The 18,970-nt window shown below is 45.8% G+C and carries 17 protein-coding genes; 16 read left to right on the forward strand and 1 reads right to left on the reverse strand.

The window, feature by feature from the left end:
• The first annotated feature begins 2 nt into the window (after positions 1 to 2).
• The 13 genes from lepA (at position 3) to ACEN8J_RS05770 (ending at position 15,834) form a co-directional block, all read left to right on the forward strand.
• Positions 3 to 1,817 carry a translation elongation factor 4 gene (gene lepA / locus ACEN8J_RS05710; protein ID WP_029515362.1) on the forward strand — a complete coding sequence of 605 codons (1,815 nt, stop codon included), beginning with the start codon at positions 3 to 5 and terminating at the stop codon, positions 1,815 to 1,817.
• 335 nt (positions 1,818 to 2,152) lie between these two features.
• Complete coding sequence (hemW, locus tag ACEN8J_RS05715; protein WP_029515361.1) at positions 2,153 to 3,340, forward strand: radical SAM family heme chaperone HemW; 1,188 nt, start codon at positions 2,153 to 2,155, stop codon at positions 3,338 to 3,340.
• 156 nt (positions 3,341 to 3,496) lie between these two features.
• On the forward strand, positions 3,497 to 3,973 hold the full coding sequence (locus ACEN8J_RS05720; protein WP_029515360.1) for an N-acetyltransferase: 477 nt from the start codon (positions 3,497 to 3,499) through the stop codon (positions 3,971 to 3,973).
• A 743-nt stretch (positions 3,974 to 4,716) separates the two neighbouring features.
• Positions 4,717 to 5,748, forward strand: a complete 1,032-nt coding sequence (hrcA, locus tag ACEN8J_RS05725; protein ID WP_029515358.1) for a heat-inducible transcriptional repressor HrcA — start codon at positions 4,717 to 4,719, stop codon at positions 5,746 to 5,748.
• 121 nt (positions 5,749 to 5,869) lie between these two features.
• Entirely contained in the window at positions 5,870 to 6,442 is a 573-nt protein-coding gene (gene grpE / locus ACEN8J_RS05730) for a nucleotide exchange factor GrpE (protein WP_341071011.1), read from the forward strand.
• Between the two features lie 177 nt (positions 6,443 to 6,619).
• Positions 6,620 to 8,464 (forward strand): molecular chaperone DnaK, encoded by a 1,845-nt coding sequence (gene dnaK / locus ACEN8J_RS05735; protein WP_029515356.1) that lies wholly within the window; start codon positions 6,620 to 6,622, stop codon positions 8,462 to 8,464.
• 247 nt (positions 8,465 to 8,711) lie between these two features.
• Positions 8,712 to 9,842, forward strand: a complete 1,131-nt coding sequence (dnaJ, locus tag ACEN8J_RS05740) for a molecular chaperone DnaJ (RefSeq protein WP_029515355.1) — start codon at positions 8,712 to 8,714, stop codon at positions 9,840 to 9,842.
• A gap of 155 nt (positions 9,843 to 9,997) precedes the next feature.
• Positions 9,998 to 11,653, forward strand: a complete 1,656-nt coding sequence (gene dcuS / locus ACEN8J_RS05745) for a DcuS/MalK family sensor histidine kinase (protein ID WP_495594331.1) — start codon at positions 9,998 to 10,000, stop codon at positions 11,651 to 11,653.
• Positions 11,646 to 12,353: a two-component system response regulator DcuR gene (dcuR, locus tag ACEN8J_RS05750; protein ID WP_495594332.1), complete on the forward strand. Its 708-nt coding sequence runs from the start codon at positions 11,646 to 11,648 to the stop codon at positions 12,351 to 12,353. Before dcuS ends, dcuR begins: the two co-directional genes overlap by 8 nt.
• A 121-nt stretch (positions 12,354 to 12,474) precedes the next feature.
• Positions 12,475 to 13,821 (forward strand): 2-hydroxycarboxylate transporter family protein, encoded by a 1,347-nt coding sequence (locus ACEN8J_RS05755; protein WP_165148994.1) that lies wholly within the window; start codon positions 12,475 to 12,477, stop codon positions 13,819 to 13,821.
• Between the two features lie 63 nt (positions 13,822 to 13,884).
• The gene (locus tag ACEN8J_RS05760; RefSeq protein WP_495594333.1) at positions 13,885 to 15,081 is read left to right on the forward strand and encodes an NAD(P)-dependent malic enzyme; all 1,197 of its coding nucleotides are present in this window, start codon (positions 13,885 to 13,887) and stop codon (positions 15,079 to 15,081) included.
• A 168-nt stretch (positions 15,082 to 15,249) separates the two neighbouring features.
• The gene (locus ACEN8J_RS05765) at positions 15,250 to 15,624 is read left to right on the forward strand and encodes a hypothetical protein (RefSeq protein WP_069012560.1); all 375 of its coding nucleotides are present in this window, start codon (positions 15,250 to 15,252) and stop codon (positions 15,622 to 15,624) included.
• Positions 15,625 to 15,648: 24 nt separating this feature from the next.
• Positions 15,649 to 15,834: a YfhD family protein gene (locus ACEN8J_RS05770; RefSeq protein WP_029515349.1), complete on the forward strand. Its 186-nt coding sequence runs from the start codon at positions 15,649 to 15,651 to the stop codon at positions 15,832 to 15,834.
• An 84-nt stretch (positions 15,835 to 15,918) separates the two neighbouring features.
• On the opposite strand, the gene ACEN8J_RS05775 is transcribed toward ACEN8J_RS05770, so the two are convergent.
• Positions 15,919 to 16,317 (reverse strand): hypothetical protein, encoded by a 399-nt coding sequence (locus ACEN8J_RS05775; protein WP_152526671.1) that lies wholly within the window; start codon positions 16,315 to 16,317, stop codon positions 15,919 to 15,921.
• 39 nt (positions 16,318 to 16,356) lie between these two features.
• Here ACEN8J_RS05775 and prmA point away from each other — a divergent pair, with 39 nt between their 5' ends.
• The 3 genes from prmA to ACEN8J_RS05790 all read left to right on the forward strand — a co-directional run bounded on the left by prmA (position 16,357) and on the right by ACEN8J_RS05790 (position 18,970).
• Positions 16,357 to 17,322 carry a 50S ribosomal protein L11 methyltransferase gene (prmA, locus tag ACEN8J_RS05780; RefSeq protein WP_165148997.1) on the forward strand — a complete coding sequence of 322 codons (966 nt, stop codon included), beginning with the start codon at positions 16,357 to 16,359 and terminating at the stop codon, positions 17,320 to 17,322.
• Positions 17,323 to 17,324: 2 nt separating this feature from the next.
• Complete coding sequence (locus tag ACEN8J_RS05785; RefSeq protein WP_029515346.1) at positions 17,325 to 18,017, forward strand: site-2 protease family protein; 693 nt, start codon at positions 17,325 to 17,327, stop codon at positions 18,015 to 18,017.
• Between the two features lie 188 nt (positions 18,018 to 18,205).
• Positions 18,206 to 18,970 carry a 16S rRNA (uracil(1498)-N(3))-methyltransferase gene (locus tag ACEN8J_RS05790; protein ID WP_029515345.1) on the forward strand — a complete coding sequence of 255 codons (765 nt, stop codon included), beginning with the start codon at positions 18,206 to 18,208 and terminating at the stop codon, positions 18,968 to 18,970.

The raw sequence follows: 18,970 nt of genomic DNA on the forward strand, positions 1-18,970 counted from the left end.
GCATGACTGACATTTTGGCAAGACAACGTAAAATTCGGAACTTTAGTATCATTGCACATATAGACCATGGTAAATCCACGCTGGCTGACCGGATTCTAGAATATACCGGTGCACTCACTTCCCGTGAAATGCAGGAGCAAGTGCTTGACCAGATGGAGCTGGAACGGGAGCGCGGAATTACGATCAAGCTCCAGGCAGTGCGACTCACTTATAAGGCCGATGACGGCGAAGAGTACATTTTGAATTTGATTGATACACCGGGACACGTCGATTTTACGTATGAGGTATCCCGTAGTTTGGCAGCCTGTGAAGGTGCTTTGCTGGTAGTAGACGCCGCGCAGGGAATCGAGGCACAGACGTTGGCTAACGTATATTTGGCGTTGGACAACAATCTGGAGATTTTGCCTGTGCTTAACAAGATTGATTTGCCAAGTGCTGATCCTGAGCGGGTAAAGCAGGAAATCGAGGATGTTATCGGCTTGGATACGAGCGAGACCGTACATGCCTCAGCCAAAGCTGGAATCGGCATCAAAGAAATTTTGGAACAGGTGGTCAGAAGTGTGCCTGCTCCGCAAGGTAATCCGGATAATCCGCTCAAGGCACTCATTTTCGATTCGCACTATGATCCTTATAAAGGCGTTATCGTATATGTTCGCGTTGTGGATGGTAGTATCCGAGCCGGTTCGAAAATTAAAATGATGGCGACTGACAAAACGTTTGAGGTTATTGAAGTTGGTGCTTTTATGCCGCGTATGAACATCGTGGACGAGCTGAACATCGGTGATGTTGGCTTTATCGTTGCCGGTATCAAGCATGTGGGTGATACGCGTGTCGGGGATACAGTGACAGATGCAAAAAATCCAACATTAGAACCGATGCCAGGTTATCGGAAAATTAATCCGATGGTATATTGTGGCTTGTATCCAATCGAAACATCGGAGTATAACGATCTACGTGAGGCGCTTGAAAAGCTACAACTGAACGATGCTTCGCTCAGTTTTGAGCCGGAAACATCAAGCGCGTTGGGTTTTGGCTTCCGTTGCGGCTTCCTTGGTCTGCTTCATATGGACGTTATCCAGGAACGGATTGAACGTGAATTTAACATTCCGCTGATTACAACGGCACCAAGTGTTATTTACCGCATAAAGTTGACGAATGGGGAAACGATCCAGATCGACAATCCATCGAATTATCCGGAAATCGGACGGATTGAACATGTGGAAGAGCCCTATGTAAAAGCAGGCATTATCGTCCCTAATGATTACGTGGGTACGGTGATGGAGCTTTGTCAAACCAAACGTGGTGAGTATGTAAATATGGAATACCTGGATACGACACGGGTAACCATTACGTATCAAATTCCACTGTCTGAAATCGTATATGATTTCTTCGATCAGCTTAAATCAAGTACCAAAGGCTATGCTTCCTTTGATTATGAGATTTCAGGCTATCGCCAGTCCAACCTGGTGAAAATGGATATTTTGTTGAATGGCGAGCAGGTCGATGCACTGTCGTTCATCGTGCATAGAGATCGGGCTTATCATCGCGGACGTATTATCTGTGAGAAGCTGCGCGAGCTAATTCCGCGTCAAATGTTTGAGGTGCCGATCCAGGCATCTGTAGGAACAAAGGTTGTGGCGCGTGAAACCGTTAAGGCGATGCGTAAAAACGTCTTGGCCAAATGTTATGGCGGCGATATTTCTCGTAAACGGAAGCTGCTTGAAAAGCAAAAAGAGGGCAAAAAGCGTATGAAGCAGGTCGGTAACGTAGAAGTACCTCAGGAAGCATTTATGGCAGTACTGAAAATAGATGAGTAAAGTTGTTTGAAGTATTCGTCCATTCTTTCATGGGGCATTTGCCGTGCATGGAGAATGGACGTTATTTATTTGAGCAAGCTATCCAGAGATGGAGTGTTTGTTATCTCAGTTGCAAAAATAGTATAACAACAGTATCTTTAGCGTATTTCTATAGATGCTTTACTCTTACTGCAACACCTACATTACAAAAAAATGATCGATGGTGGTAGGCAGCAGCGGAGTGGTCCATTTGAATCTGGAGTAACAGCGATCAGAAGATCAAATGGAACACGAAGCGGTTGTCGAGACCTCGGCGCATTTTTTCACTATTCCCTGAATTGACAAGGAGGATCGGTATGACCGCATCCATACAAAAACATGAACATTCATCCGCGCCTCAAGCGGTTTACCTGCATATACCTTTTTGCACGAATAAATGCTTTTACTGTGATTTCAACTCTTATGTGCTCAAGGATCAACCTGTTATGGAATATCTGTATGCACTGGAACGGGAGATGGAACATACAGTTAAGCTTCACCCACCAGGAGAGATTAAAACTATTTTTGTCGGGGGTGGAACACCAACTACCCTAAATCCGAAAGAAATGGAATATTTCCTGAAGAGCGTCCGAACCTACTTCCCGCATTGGGCGGAAGATATTGAGTTCTCCATGGAAGCTAATCCAGGTACCACTGATTTTGAAAAACTCTCTGTGATGAAAGAAGGCGGCGTCAATCGACTCAGCTTTGGCGTACAGGCTTTTCAGAATGAGCTACTCACAGGCATAGGTCGTATTCACAGTACAGATGACGTATATCGTAGTTTGGAAAACGCACGTAAGGTTGGCTTGGACAACCTGTCGATTGACCTGATGTTCGGTTTGCCGAATCAAACAGTGGAGATGCTGCATGAAAGCGTCAGTAGAGCGCTAGAGTTGGAGCTTCCTCATTACTCTATCTACAGTTTGAAGGTTGAAGAAAACACGCTCTTCCACACGCTGTACCAGAAAAATCAGCTACCGCTTCCACATGAGGATGACGAACTGGAAATGTACTTACTCCTCATGCGTCGCATGAAAGAAGCGGGCTATGAACAGTATGAGATTAGTAATTTCGCAAAACCAGGCTTGGGGAGCAAGCACAACATGACCTATTGGCGAAATGAGGACTATTACGGTCTCGGAGCTGGGGCACATGGATATGTTGGCAGAGAGCGCCATATGAACATTAAGGGCATTAACCCTTATGTGGAGGCTAGTCGTAATGGTTTGCCGCGTCTAGATAGCTTTGAGGTGCCAGCGGCGGAAGCCATGGAGGATTTTCTTATGGTCGGTTTGAGAATGCTAGAGGGCGTTTCCAAGTCTCGCTTTGAAGCTCAATTCGGTCAGGCGTTGGAGGATACGTTTACTGCTCCTCTTGGAAAAATGCTCAATGCGGGGTTAATCGAATCGATTGAGGACGGTTATCGTTTGAGTGAACGTGGCATTTTATTCGGAAATGATGTATTTGCAGAGTTTATTGGTTCAATCACGGTAAATTCATAAGTCGTAGCTTCAATACAGCGCGTTTCAACTTCGTAAGCTGGGACCATCATTTTATTACACCATTCTGTCACAGCAGGGTAAATGGAGTATTGCGATTCTATGCGTGATGTTGTATATTTATTCATTATATGCGGCAAGCGGTAGGAGGAGAGCAAGATGGCTTCAGTGTGTAAAGATGTATTGTGCAGAAGTGCGGTTCCTGAGGATGTGGAGCCTTTATATCAAATGATTAGCGGCTATGCAGAGCGGGGGATTATGCTGCCACGTTCGAGGGAAGTGCTAACGCGCCAACTGGAGCTGTTTATTGTTGCAGAGGTGGACGGCGAAGTTGTTGGTTGTGGTTCTTTATGCAAATTGGGCGCTGACCTGGTAGAGATTCGCTCCCTTGGCATCTCTGAGGGACACAAAGGTATGGGTATTGGCTCTAAGCTCGTGGAGGGCCTTATGATAGAAGCACGGCGGCAACGTATTCCTAAAATTATGGCATTGACCTACGAGGTCTCCTTTTTTATAAAAAACGGTTTTGATGTAGTAAGCAAAGAGATTTTCCCTGAAAAGGTATGGACCGACTGCATTCACTGTAGTAAACAAAACAATTGTGATGAAATCGCAGTGTTGAAAGTACTGAACTGACCTGTCAATAATGAGGTCAGTTCTTTTTTCATCAGGACCTAATCATGCGTATATTATACAGCCTACATTGTTTAATGCGGGTTTATTTCTCATATGTTTTGAGCAACCACCAAATGAATTGATGATGAGGCTCCAGCTCGGAAGGTATTCCATTCAGGCTTCTTATGGGATGGTCCTTATGATAATCAGTATCATTATAAAAATATGCAGTGCCGTCTAATGGAACTCGGTGTTTATATTTATACAAGGCGACAACATATCTTTCAGACTCTCCGCTTCTGCTTGGACTATGTGTATATCCTTCCCAATCGGCTAGTGTTAAATCATCGTAATGTTGCATTGCCGATCTGAAACATACAAATTGTAGGTAAAAGTGCGATCGATGCGTATAAAAGGTTGCGGCGATTAGTTCTCAAATTTAATTCCTCCTCAAGGACAAAGAAGTTATAATGGTATGGAGACATAGTCTCGAATTTTTCTATTTTCTGTGTCACTATACATAAATACGGTTTTTATACACTGGATATTGAGGTTTTTCGTGAAAAAGTGTAAACGTTCTGGATTCATTCCAGTAAACTAAACTGTTGTGATAAATCTTGTTTATTGAAAATACTGATCTGACTTGACAATGATCAGGTCGGTTTGGTATTTTTGTATTATCGGTTAGCACTCAACGCGAACGAGTGCTAATGATTCCATTTAACAATCATGCTATTATGGATAAACAACAAGGGGGGATTCGCTTGTTAACCGAACGTCAGAGACTCATTCTGAATGCGATTATTGATGACTACATTCGTTCGGCTGAGCCAGTGGGTTCCCGCAGCATATCCAAAAGGCAGGATGTCGGATTCAGCCCGGCCACGATCCGTAATGAAATGTCGGATTTGGAGGAACAGGGCTATCTGGAGCAACCCCATACTTCTGCGGGACGCATCCCGTCTCATAAAGGCTATCGTTATTATGTGGACCATCTGGTACCACTGAATACACTGAAGCCTATGGAAATGCGGGAACTGAAAGCCTTTTATGCCGAAAAGCTGAATGTAATGGAGCAAGTGATCCAGCATGCGTCAGGCATTCTGTCCCATATGACCAATTATACTTCCATCCTGCTTGGGCCGGAGGTTTTTCATACTTCATTGCGTCATTTTCAGCTACTGCCGCTCAACGAAACGACGGCTGTGGCGATAATCGTGACCAATACCGGTCAGGTGGAGAATAAAACGGTAGATATTCCACCGGGAATTTCGATTTCCGAGATGGAGAAGGTTGTGAATTTACTGAACAGCAAGCTGGTCGGTGTGCCGATTTATCAGCTTAAATCACGCCTTTACACCGCACTTGGTCAGGAGATGGAGAAGCATGTGTCTCATTTTGAGGACGCTATGAAGGTGCTGGATAAAGCACTGGATAATGAATCGGATCAGCGCTTGTATTTGAGCGGTGCGACAAACATGCTTAATCAACCTGAATTTAAAGATGTAGAAAAGGTTAAACATATTCTCGATCTGCTGGAGGAAACACCAACGCTGCTTAAACTAATGACACCTGTTGTCGGGGCACCTGAAATTCAAGTCCGCATCGGCACTGAAAATGATCATGAGGCGTTTGCCAATTGCAGCCTGATTACTGCTACGTATGCAGTAGACGGAGAAGCGTTGGGCACTATAGGCATACTGGGTCCGACACGGATGGAATATGCGAGAGTTATTAATATTTTGGGTATCCTGTCTAAGGATTTGACCGCAATGCTAACGCAGCGGTTTAAATAGAACAAAGCCGCATAGGTTGCGGTACTACATGTTCCGCGTCTGGATACGGTTCGTATCCTGCGCGGGTGCATTGTTGCGTGTTTTTGTAAAGGTAGTTATGACTTGAAGGAGGTGAAACATTTTGAAGGAAGAACAAGCGTTCCAAGAAGAAAAAAAACAAAATGTAAGCACAGAGGAAGCCGCCGAAGCGAGCCAGCAGGAAGAGCCGGTTAATGAAGCGGCGGCACTGGAAGACCAAGAAAGCGAAACAGAGCTGAATAAGCTTCGCGCTCAGGCGGAAGAGCATCAGCAACGGTTTTTACGCGCTCAGGCGGATTTTGATAATTTTCGCCGTCGTACGCTGAAAGAAAAAGAAGACCTTGCCAAATATGCATCTATGAAGCTGGTTACCGAGTTGGTGCCTGTTTTGGATAACTTCGAGCGTGCGCTGGCAACGGCACCGCAAGGAGCGGAGTCTGAGTCATTCAGCAAAGGCGTGGAAATGATTTTCCGCCAGTTTGAGAGTGTGCTCCAGGCAGAAGGAGTAACGGCCATGAATTCGGTGGGACAACCGTTTAATCCTGACTTCCATCAGGCTATTATGCAGGTGGAGAGCGAAGAGCATGAGGAAGGCATTGTTGTTGAAGAGGTACAAAAAGGGTACATGCTGAAGGACAAGGTGCTTCGTCCAGCGATGGTAAAAGTGAGCATGTAGCTTTTTCAATATACATGAGGATTTTGCAAAAATCCCATAAGCGACTTTCAATGAACAATATTGCACTTTGGAGCGACTGGAATCGAATTTTGCAAAATTATGACATTAGAAATACATCATTTTGATTCAACCATTCTGGCCTGCGGGCCTCGTATATACAGAAGGAGGAATTGTCCGATGAGCAAAGTAATCGGTATTGACTTAGGTACAACCAACTCTTGTGTGGCTGTTATGGAGGGCGGCGAAGCAGTCGTTATTCCAAATCCGGAAGGCGCACGCACAACCCCTTCCGTTGTTGGTTTCAAAAAAGATGGAGAACGTACTGTAGGGGAAACAGCAAAACGCCAAGCAATTACAAACCCGGATCGTACAATCATGTCCATCAAGCGTCACATGGGTACAAATCATAAAGAAAGCATCGACGGCAAAGAATATTCCGCACAGGAAATTTCCGCTATGATTTTGCAAAAGCTGAAATCCGATGCTGAAGCTTACCTGGGACAAACCGTTTCTCAAGCTGTTATCACTGTTCCAGCTTACTTCAATGACGGTCAACGTCAAGCAACCAAGGATGCAGGTAAAATTGCCGGTCTGGAAGTTCTGCGGATTGTCAATGAGCCAACAGCAGCTGCATTGGCATATGGTATGGAAAAATCCGAAGACCAAACGATCCTGGTATATGACCTGGGTGGCGGTACATTCGACGTATCCATTCTGGAACTGGGCGACGGTTTCTTCGAAGTTAAAGCAACAAGCGGCGATAACAAGCTGGGTGGCGATGACTTTGACCAAGTGATTATTGATTACCTCGTAAATGAGTTCAAAAAAGATCAAGGCATTGACCTGAGCAAAGATAAAGCTGCTGTACAACGTCTGAAAGACGCAGCGGAAAAAGCGAAAAAAGAACTGTCTGGCGTACTGACAACGACGATTTCTTTGCCGTTTATCACAGTAGCTGATGGCGTTCCACAGCATTTGGAGTTGAACCTGACTCGTGCGAAATTTGAAGAATTGTCTGAAGGTCTGGTAGAACGTACTTTGGGACCTACTCGTCAAGCGATGAAAGATGCAGGCATGAGTGCCAGCGACATCGACAAAATCGTTCTGGTCGGCGGTTCCACACGTATTCCGGCTGTACAAGAAGCAATCAAAAAGCTGACAGGTAAAGAGCCTCACAAAGGCGTAAACCCTGATGAAGTGGTAGCTTTGGGCGCGGCAGTTCAAGCGGGTGTACTGACTGGTGATGTGAAAGACGTCGTTCTTCTTGACGTAACTCCACTGTCCCTCGGTATTGAAACCGCAGGTGGCGTATTTACTAAAATGATTGATCGTAACACGACGATCCCTACGAGCAAATCGCAGGTATTCTCGACATATGCCGACAATCAGCCTAGCGTAGAAATTCACGTGCTGCAAGGTGAACGTGAAATGGCAGCAGGCAACAAAACACTGGGTCGCTTCCAATTGGGAGATATCCCTCCAGCACCACGTGGTGTACCGCAAATCGAAGTTACCTTTGATCTGGATGCGAACGGTATCGTGAACGTATCCGCTACAGATAAAGGCACAGGCAAAAGCCAAAAGATTACGATCACATCTTCCAGCGGCTTGAGCGACGAGGAAGTAGAACGTATGATGAAGGATGCCGAGTTGCATGCGGAAGAAGATAAAAAACGCAAAGATTTGGTAGAAGCGAAAAACGCTGCGGATCAACTGATCTACTCTGTAGACAAAACGATTAAAGATCTGGGCGAAAAAGCGGATGCAGGCGAAGTCGAAAAAGCAAATGCAGCAAAAGAAAATCTGCAAAAAACGCTGGAAACCGACAACCTGGAAGATATCAAAAAGGCTACTGAAGAACTGACTGAAATCGTTCAGCAATTGTCAGTAAAGCTGTATGAGCAAGCTGCTCAAGAAGCACAGGCTCAACAAGGCCAAGACGGCGCAGCAGACAGCAAAGGCCGTGACAATGTGGTTGACGCGGACTATGAAGTTGTTGACGAAGACCAGAAGAAAGACTAAGTTACGGATCGGGTAGTGGTAGCTTTACGGTACACCGATGCGTTATGATATACTGAATAGTAATTGCAGCGTAGCTGCCTTGATAAATAACAATTAGCCGAAGGGTAAGAGTTATTTCCAAGATAAATAAGCATATTACGGGTTGTACTGCCTTGAAATGATGGGAAGGTCAAAGCCGGGTCATCCCGTGCCTTTGGCTTTCCTTTTATATGTAGTGCAGACACGTTGTAGGCATGGGGGTGGAACATTGGCTGATAAGCGTGATTATTATGAGGTGCTGGGCGTCGCGAAGGGCGCTTCGGATGATGAAGTCAAAAAGGCTTACCGTAAGCTTGCGCGTCAGTATCATCCGGACGTGAACAAGGCTGCGGACGCGGAAACTAAATTTAAAGAAGTGAAAGAAGCTTACGATGTTCTCAGCGATGGTCAGAAGCGGGCAAGATATGACCAGTATGGTCATGTAGACCCGAACCAAGGCATGGGAGGCGGCTTTGGTGGTGGTGCCGACTTCGGTGGCGGGTTTGGCGATATTTTTGATATGTTCTTTGGTGGCGGCGGTAACGGCCGACGCGATCCGAATGCACCGCAGCGTGGGAACGATCTTCAATATACGATGACGATTGAATTCAAGGAAGCAGTGTTCGGTAAAGAAACCGACATTCATATTGAACGTACGGAAACATGTGATACGTGTCACGGTACGGGAGCCAAAGCGGGTACTCAACCACAAACCTGCTCCGTCTGCCACGGCAGCGGACAGGAAGAAGTGGTGCAGAATACACCGTTTGGTCGTATGGTTAATCGACGCGCCTGCTCTAATTGCGGCGGTTCCGGTAAAATCATTAAAGAAAAATGTACGACTTGTAGCGGTTCCGGTCGGGTACGCAAGCAACGTAAAATTCATATTCGCATTCCAGCGGGTGTGGATGACGGCGCACAGATGCGTATTAACGGTGAAGGCGAAGGCGGTGTCAACGGAGGACCGGCAGGTGACTTGTACGTCGTGTTCCGTGTGAAATCGCACGACTTCTTTGAGCGTGAGGGAGACGATATCTACTGCGAAATTCCGCTGACGTTCTCACAGGCAGCATTGGGAGATGAAGTCGAGATCCCGACGTTGACCGAGAAAGTGAAGTTGAAAGTTCCAGCAGGTACGCAAACAGGTACTTACTTCCGTCTTAAAGGAAAAGGTGTGCCAAAACTGCGTGGCGTTGGTCAGGGTGACCAGCATATTAAGGTAGTTGTGATAACGCCTAGCAAGCTGAGTGAGGAACAAAAGGATTTACTGCGTCAGTTCTCTTCGCTTAGCGGAGAACAGACGCATGAGAATGAGCAGTCTTTTTTTGACCGTGTGAAGCGCGCCTTCCGAGGCGACTAAGCCCAATTAGAAATCGCGGAGCTTCAACCATGAATCAAAGGAAACTATTCCGCAATTGCGGGGTAGTTCCTTTTTTTATATTCAGGTAAACACATACATAACCATTTTTGTATAGGCATGTTGAACTATCGAGACTTAATATCAAGTAGAAAGGGGTGAGTTCCATCGGAAATGTACAGCTCAAGCTGCGTCGGGGTAAACCACTATTAAAGCTCAGAGGCCTAATTACACTGCTAGTATGTCTAGTTATGGCACTTGTGCTTCTGCCTGTAACCCTGTTATTTGCGGAGAGAGTGGAGCAGGAAACTGAGAAGGGACTGGAAGAAAAGGCAATGTCCATCGCGCGTACACTCGCCCATACGCCGCTTATTGTCGAGCAATTGCAAGGGACGGGTTTGTCTCTTTCCATGCAGGAGTATGTAAAGAGGGTCTCAGCAGCAAATCACATCCAGTTCATCGTGGCTATGGATATGAAGGGAATTCGTAAAACGCACCCGGATGCTAGGATGATCGGCAAAGCTTTTGTCGGCGGAGACGAGTATACTGCACTTCATGGCCATGAGAGCGTGTCCGTTGCGAAGGGTACATTGGGCTTGTCCATGAGAGCCTTTTCCCCCGTGTTCAGTTCAACGGGGAAGCAGGTAGGGGCGATTGTTGTTGGTATATCCATGCAAGATGTACAGATGGCTCAGGAAGGCAACAACCGTCTTATTGCTATCGCCCTTGGCATCGGAATATTGATCGGCACTGGAGGTGCGGTAGTGCTGGCTCGTAAAATCAAAAATATGCTGGTCGGTCTGGAGCCGCCGGAAATCGCACGCTTGCTGGAGGAACGCAGCGCTATGCTGCAATCCATCAAGGAAGGAGTTATTGCGGTAGATGAATTCGGTCACGTCATGCTGATGAATGCAGAAGCGATTCGTCTACTTAGACAAGCGGGGATTGAAGATTTCTCATTCTCCGGACAGGAAATTACCGTTTATCTATCCGCTTTTCGATTGCAAGAGGTCCTGGAAGCGAGTACTCCACAAATGGATGAGGAAATGGAGCTGGGTGGAATAACTTTGCTGACTACCAGTGTTCCGATACGGGTCAAAGGGGAAATTGTGGGAGCAATTGTAACCTTTCGAGATAAAACCGAAATGAACCAGCTGGCAGAACGTTTGACAGGAGTGTCCCTGTACACGGAAGCACTACGTGCGCAGGCTCATGAATTTATGAACAAGCTGCATGTCATTATGGGGATGGTGCACTTGCGAATGTATGATAAAATGGAGCATTACATTATGGATGCCGTCGAGCATCATCAAGTGGAAATTGGCTCTATCACCCGGCAGATTAGGGACCCGGTTATGGCAGGGTTTGTGTTGGGAAAATTAAGCCGGGCCAGAGAGGTAGCGGTAAGTTTTGAACTGACTCCAGGTAGTTACTTGCCCGAATCCAGTCAAACTCAAACGACACATGAACTGATTACTATTCTTGGCAATCTGTTTGATAATGCGGTGGAGGCGATGGAATCTTTGGAGCACAAGCGGATTACCCTTTCACTTTATTATGAGGAAAGCCAGAAGAACGGTTATCTGACCTGTATCATGTGCGACAATGGTCCAGGTATACCGGAAGGGCTTGTGAAGGCTATATTTGAAAAAGGTTTTTCGACCAAGGGAGAGTCACGAGGGATGGGTCTTTATCTGGTGACGCAAAGCGTGAAAAGATTACAGGGAAGTATAAAGTTGATCCCAGCCGAGCAAGGGTGCTGTTTTCAGATTACGATTCCATACATTATAGCGGGGAATGATGAACATGATTAATGTCCTGATTGTAGAAGATGATCCGATGGTTGCGGAATTTAACCGAAAATATACGGAGCAGGTGGAAGGTTTTCGATGTGAGGGTTGGGCTTCTTCTGTGGAAGAGGCGAAGAGATATATAGCTGAACAGGCCATTGATCTGATATTGCTAGATGTGTATATGCAGGAAAGCAATGGCCTCGATTTACTGTCATTCATACGGGAGACAGGTGTAAATATAGATGTCATTGTCATCTCGGCTGCAAGTGACATGAACAGTGTCAAAAAAGCAATGAACTTCGGCGCGGTGGATTACTTAATTAAGCCGTTCCACTTTAACCGTTTTTTGGAGGCCCTCACGGGGTACCGAGAGCACATTAGCATCGTGCGTGAGCGTAGTCTACTTTCTCAGGAGGAGTTGGACCGACTGATTTATCATAAAAGCTTGACTAAAGACTTGGCACGATTGCCCAAAGGCATAACTAAATCCACGCTGGCTATGATATGGAATTGTATTCAGCGGCATAACAAGGTGCTATTTTCTACCGAGGATATTGCGGAGAGTGCAGGAATATCCAGGGTGTCTATGCGCAAGTACCTGGCTTTTATGACAGAGATTGAGGCTCTTTCCATGGAAACCATATACGGAACCATAGGACGCCCTGTTTACCAATACCGAATATTGCCACAGGCAGAAGACATCATGAATAGTTTTATTTAAGCCTTCTTTCCGATTACTTTAATTACAAAAGTGAATTATTAGTTTTAAAACCAAATAAAGCGTTTTCCAAGGTGTAGAATGGAAACATGATCATCATTCTTCACTTTATGGAGGGAGATTTATGGAAAATGCTACGAACCAGCCTGTCATTCAAAAGGGGCAAAGATGGAGCAAAAATCTTGTAGATGGCATTAGAATGCTGGGCAGGGTAAAGGTGGGGGTTATTCCTCTTCCGCTCTATGCCGTGATCGCGCTGATTGTTTATGCAGCTGCAATCACTGAAAGACTTCCGAACGATCTGTTAGGCGGGTTTGCCGTCATCATGATTTTAGGTATACTGCTCAGTGATTTAGGGGCCAAACTTCCTTTGCTTAAGCATATTGGCGGGCCGGCCATTTTATCTCTTATGGTTCCATCGTTAATGGTATTTTGGAATATGTTCAGTCCATCTGCGATGGGTGCTGTACACACGCTTATGAAAACCTCGAATTTTCTTTACTTCTACATCGCATGTCTAGTAACGGGTAGTATTCTTGGTATGGATCGGAAAATGCTGATGAACGGAATTGTCAAGATTTTCGCCCCCATTATTATAGGATCTATTGCAGCAGTTGCCGTGGGGATGATAGTGGGTATGGCTTTTGGCTATAGCGCCTATCATACATTTTTTTTCATCATCATTCCGATTATCTCCGGTGGGATTGGGGAAGGCATTTTACCGTTGTCCATTTCGTATGGATTGGTGCTGGGCAAGGATTCGGCAATATTCGTGTCTCAATTTATCCCCGCTGCAATTATCGGGAACATTGTTGCAATCATAGGTGCGGGTATTCTGAAGAGATTAGCGGAGAAAAATCCAAAAACTTCAGGTAACGGGAGGTTATTGAAACTAGAAAAACATGCAGAAAAGCTAGCCCCGGCAAGTCTGGAACAATCGATTTCTTTTCCATTGATGGGAGGAGGTCTGCTGTTAGCTTGCACTTTCTTTATTGTGGGTAAGTTGCTGGAGCCGTATCTCCATATTCCAGGTCCGATCCTCATGATTCTGGCGGCTGCGTTAATTAAGTGCATTCAGATTATGCCGAACACATTGGAGCAGGGAGCTTTTCACTTATACAAGTGTATAACGGCAAGTCTGACATGGCCCTTGATGGTGGGATTGGGTATTTTGTATGTACCTTTGGATAGTGTGGTTGGGATCTTAACGGTTCCTTATGCCATCACCTGCGCATCTGTTGTAGTTGCATTGATTGTTACAGGATACTTCACAGGAAAATGGATTCACATGTATCCCGTAGAAGCTGCTTTGGTGACCAGTTGTCGCGGTGGATTAGGGGGCACGGGAGATGTAGCCATTCTGTCTGCGTCCAATCGGATGGAACTGATGCCTTTTGCGCAAATTGCAACACGTATTGGTGGGGCAGGCACGGTCATTTTAGCAACTTTGTTACTCCAATTATGGAGCTGATGAGTTTTATACACAGGATTAGGTTTCATATCCAAATAGAGACATGAAAGGATGGAGAAAAATATGAGCAGTTTAATAGATGAAATTAGAGAATTACACGCAGGTGGCAAAATGGAGACCTTACCAAAGAAGCCAATTGAAACGATGGAAGGGTTGTCCAAAGTGTATACGCCGGGTGTAGCTGAAATTTGTATGGAAATCGCCAATGACCCAGCCAAAGCGTATCAATTAACGATCAAAAAGAATACAGTAGCAGTCGTTTCAGACGGAACCGCGGTACTTGGATTAGGAGATATCGGACCGGAGGCCGCTATGCCTGTAATGGAGGGTAAAGCGGTGTTGTTCAAACAATTTGCAGGTGTCGACGCCTTTCCGATTTGTCTCAACACGAAGGACGCTGATGAAATTGTTCAAATTGTTAAAATGATTGCTCCTGCTTTTGGCGGCATTAATTTGGAGGATATATCTTCGCCACGCTGTTTTGAAATCGAGAGACGGTTGAAGCAGGAACTGGACATTCCAGTATTTCATGATGATCAACATGGTACGGCAGTCGTTGTGTTAGCGGGTCTGGTCAATGCATTAAAGGTATGTGGCAAAAAAATGGAGGATGTCAAAGTCGTATTTGCAGGAATCGGTGCAGCGGGTATGGCCTGCTCCCGTATGCTGCTTAAGGCAGGTGTGCGCAATCTGATTGGCGTTGATCGACAGGGAGCTATTCACCGTGATGTGGAGTACAGTAATCTGCATTGGACAGAGTATGCGAACATGACTAATCCGCACAATTTAAGTGGGAGTTTATCCGAGGTGATTGTGGGAGCTGATGTATTCATCGGTGTGTCAGGCCCGAACATACTGACTGTAGAGGATATACAGAGCATGGCAACTGATCCTATTGTGTTCGCCATGGCGAATCCGATTCCGGAAATCGATCCGGCTGTAGCTGCACCTTATGTACGTGTGCTCGCTACTGGCCGCTCCGATTTTCCAAATCAGATTAACAATGTGCTGTGCTTCCCGGGAATTTTCCGGGGTGCTCTAGATTGTCATGCTACGACGATTAATGAGGAAATGAAACTAGCTGCCGGACTTGCCATCGCTGATGCGATCTGTCCTGAGGAGCTAAGTGAAACTTATATCATACCGAATGTCTTTAATCCGAAGGTGGTTCAAAAGGTACGGGATGCAGTTATTCGCGCTGCTTGGGAGACAGGAGTAGCTAAGTCAGGTGAAGCTCCAGCAGCTGTTTTACACCCGTAAAAGTTATGCTCTTCACAAACTCTGGTTCACTGTCTTGGCCTACTGTTCTTGATATCGTCTGCATCCGTCGGAATATAAAATCGTGCCAATGAGCAGGATATAACAAAGCGTAACGCTCTATGCTCTTGAAGAGCAGTTGCGCTCAATACTACACAGGGAGATTTTGAGATGGGCGAAAAAAATATTTTGGCGTATTTCAAAAGTCCTGAGGAAGCACAGGGAGCTGCTAGAAAACTGGAAGCTCTCCGGGCAGCCGATGTGTCGATAGACCGATTTAGCCGGTATCCGCGGCAGTCTACTGGCAACGCCGGATTGCCTGTATTTTCAGGACAGATTAGCAGCTTGTCCTCATTGACACAGGGCGTGGACTTTACAGATGCAACTCCAGCAATACTGGCTGCGGCTGATCCGTCCGCCAGTGGCATGAGTGATGGAGGACAGGGCGGACCGACAGGCCGCGATATTTTGTTGACTGCTGTGGTGGATGAATCCATTCATCATCAGGCAATGTCCATCGTGGAACAAGCGGGTGGAATGCTGTGAAAAGTTTGGAAGGGGCAGTGACCGATGTCTAAAAACAAACGGTTTGATAAAGTGCTAACCAAAACAGAGAAAATCAAACGCATGCAATCTGCTAAAAATGAAGATGTTGAGTTCTCAGCAGATCAGGCAGATGCTGAGGATCTGGAAGCGATCCGGCGTAGCGAAGGAGCTGACCGTCGTCAGCAGCGTATCATAAACGACAATGAGTAGAATTTAATAAGACGGGTTATCTCCATCAATAGGATGATTTGTGGGATAGCCCGTCTTATTTGTGTTCTTTCCTTTTTCTATTCATTATCTGCTGTATGCTGTTGCACTAAAAACAAGAGGACCGGCGACGAAAGCAGTAGTCGCAGGCGTTTGATTTTCAATAATTAGTTGGTAGTTTTGCACGCCCAGAGGCGCAACGTCTACCGTTTCGACATTAAGAATAATATTGTTATCGAAGACATTGGATTCCAGTCCGTAATAAATTTCCTTGCCGGCTCTCCATATACGTACAAGTACTCGAATGTTGCCGACACCGACGAAACGTAGTCCAATCGAGGCTTTTAACTCTACACGGTTGTTGACAGCACCAGAAATAGCAGGATCAATAAATACAGACGTCGTAGCAATTCCAAGTCCGGCTGGAGAAATCGGAAAAGGACGATTACCAGCTTTTTTGAACTCCTGTGCATGTATATAGTACAATGTAATGTATGCATGTGAAATGAGGAGGAAATGAAAACCATGTTGTGGAATGAAATTACAATACATACAACCGAAGAAGCCATCGAAATGATTTCGAATTTTCTGCACGAAGCAGGTGCAGGAGGGGTTTCCATTGAAGAATCCGGTTCGCTCAACAAGCCGCGGGATACGTCCTATGGACAGTGGTATGATCGACCTTTGAACGACATACCTGAAGGACAAGCGATCATCAAAGGCTATTTTGCCGAAGAAGTGGACATGGATAGTATTCGTTCGCAAATTGAGCCGCGCGTCAAAGAATTGAGAACTTTCGATATTGACCCTGGTGAGGTTCAGTATGAACTGAAAACAGTTGATGAGGACGACTGGGCAAATGCTTGGAAGCAATATTTCAAGCCTTTGCGTGTGTCGGACCGTCTGACGATTAAACCCACTTGGGAGGACTATGAGCCTGCGAGTGAAGAGGAAAAAATCATTGAGCTGGACCCTGGTATGGCCTTCGGGACTGGAACGCATCCTACGACATCCCTTTGTCTGAGAACGCTGGAATCTGTAATTAAGGGCGGGGAAGAAGTCATTGATGTCGGCACGGGTTCCGGTATTTTGGCCATTGGAGCTGTAAAGCTGGGAGCGAAGCATGTACTTGCCTTGGATCTGGATCCGGTGGCAGTATCCAGTGCGCGGGAAAATACGCGTCTGAACGGGCTGGAGGAACGCATTACCATTAAAGAAAGTGATTTGCTATCGGTGCTTAATGCAAGCGATCCAACGCTGGGTATCCAGTTACCCGTCAAGCTAGTGGTAGCTAATATATTGGCAGAGATTATTTTGCTGTTCATTGACGATGTATATAAAGCCCTGGAACCAGGTGGTATTTATATTGCTTCAGGGATTTGGAAGAACAAAGAAGAAGTTGTCGAAACTGCGTTGAAGGCAGCTGGCTTTGAGATTGCCGAAATAAGCCGGGATGAAGATTGGCTGGCGTTTGTGGCGAGAAAGAGGTAAGTATGGATTTTTTACAAAATATTTTTCGTGTAAATTTAAATGTTCTTCCATTTTATTTGCTGGCCGTGATCATATCGTTCACGGTTCATGAGTTTGCACATGCATTTTATGCCAATAAATTTGGTGACCCTACAGCCAAGCTACTTGGGCGCGTGACTTTAAATCCGGCAGTGCATATTGACCTGCTGGGTACGCTACTGCTGCTGATCGGAGGCTTTGGCTGGGCCAAGCCAGTTCCGGTTAATCGTGATAACTTTAGTCGTCCGCGCCTCATGGGCATTATTGTATCGGCTGCGGGTCCGCTCAGCAATCTGCTGCTTGCATTTGTTACTACTTTAATCTATGCCGTGCTCCTTCATTTTCAAGTATTGCCGGGGATGGAGAACCAACGGGTGGCTCAAGCAATCTATTTGTTTATCAATGCTTTGATCAATTTAAATCTGTTTTTGTTTATCTTTAATTTGATCCCACTGCCTCCACTGGATGGATACCGGATTGTGGAAGATGTGGCCCCCACTCCTGTACGTCGCAAACTCCAGCAGTTTGAACAGTGGTCGATCTTTATTTTTCTGCTTATCCTGGTCATTCCACAGGTTCGAGTTGTAACGATTGAACCTCTTTACACGCTGGCCCAGATGATTTATATACAGTTTTTGCAGTTCTCTTTTTATATCACTGGATTGTTCGGAGCCTAAGGGCTCCTTTTTTTACGAGAATGGTAGGTATACCTTGAATAGAAGAGTGAACAGACTGGTCATACAGGCGCAAAAGATGATATGATGTTGCTTGGTGATTTATTCGGATTTTGTACGGAACATTAGTGGATAACAGTTATTTTTAGAATGAGGATTTTTGCAAAATCCAGGAATAGGTGTGAGAGAGAATGCAGCGTTATTTTATTCCGGCAGAGCAATTTCTAGAAGATCACGTGATTGTTGCGGGTGAGGACGCGCGGCATATCGCTAAAGTCATGCGGGGCCGTAGTGGTGACAAAATTATAGTCAGTGACGGGGTATCTAGGGAAGCACTGGCTGCATTAGATACGATAGAGCAGGATCATGTTACGGCGACGATTATTGAGCCGCTGAAGATGACCTCTGAACCGCATGTGCAGGTCACCATCGCTCAGAGTCTTCCTAAAGGAGACAAGATGGAGACGGTGATGCAAAAATGTACAGAAATCGGAGCAACCGGGTTTGTACCGTTTTTGTCCGAGCGTACGGTCGTGCAGTATGATGCCAAAAAAGAAGGCAAGCGACTGGAGCGTTGGCGCAAGATTGTGAAGGAAGCGGCTGAACAAAGCCACCGTAACCGAATTCCAGAAATTAGTGCGCCAATGACGTGGAAAGAACTTCTGGCTTCTTTTGCTGGGTATGATTTGATATGTTATTGTTATGAAAAAGAGCAGGGTCAGCAGCTACGGGATGTAATCCAGCCATTGGTAGGACAATGGGCGTCGACGGACATGCCGCGTGTTCTGCTGGTGGTAGGCCCGGAAGGCGGCTTTACTGAAGCGGAAAGCCTGGAGGCCGAGCAGGCTGGGGCCCAGTCTACAGGACTGGGAAGACGTATTTTGCGTGCTGAGACCGCAGGAATGGCTGCATTGGCTTGCATTTTATATGAGACAGGAGAAATGGGAGGGGTTTAA

This window comes from Paenibacillus sp. Paensp38, from assembly GCF_059491915.1.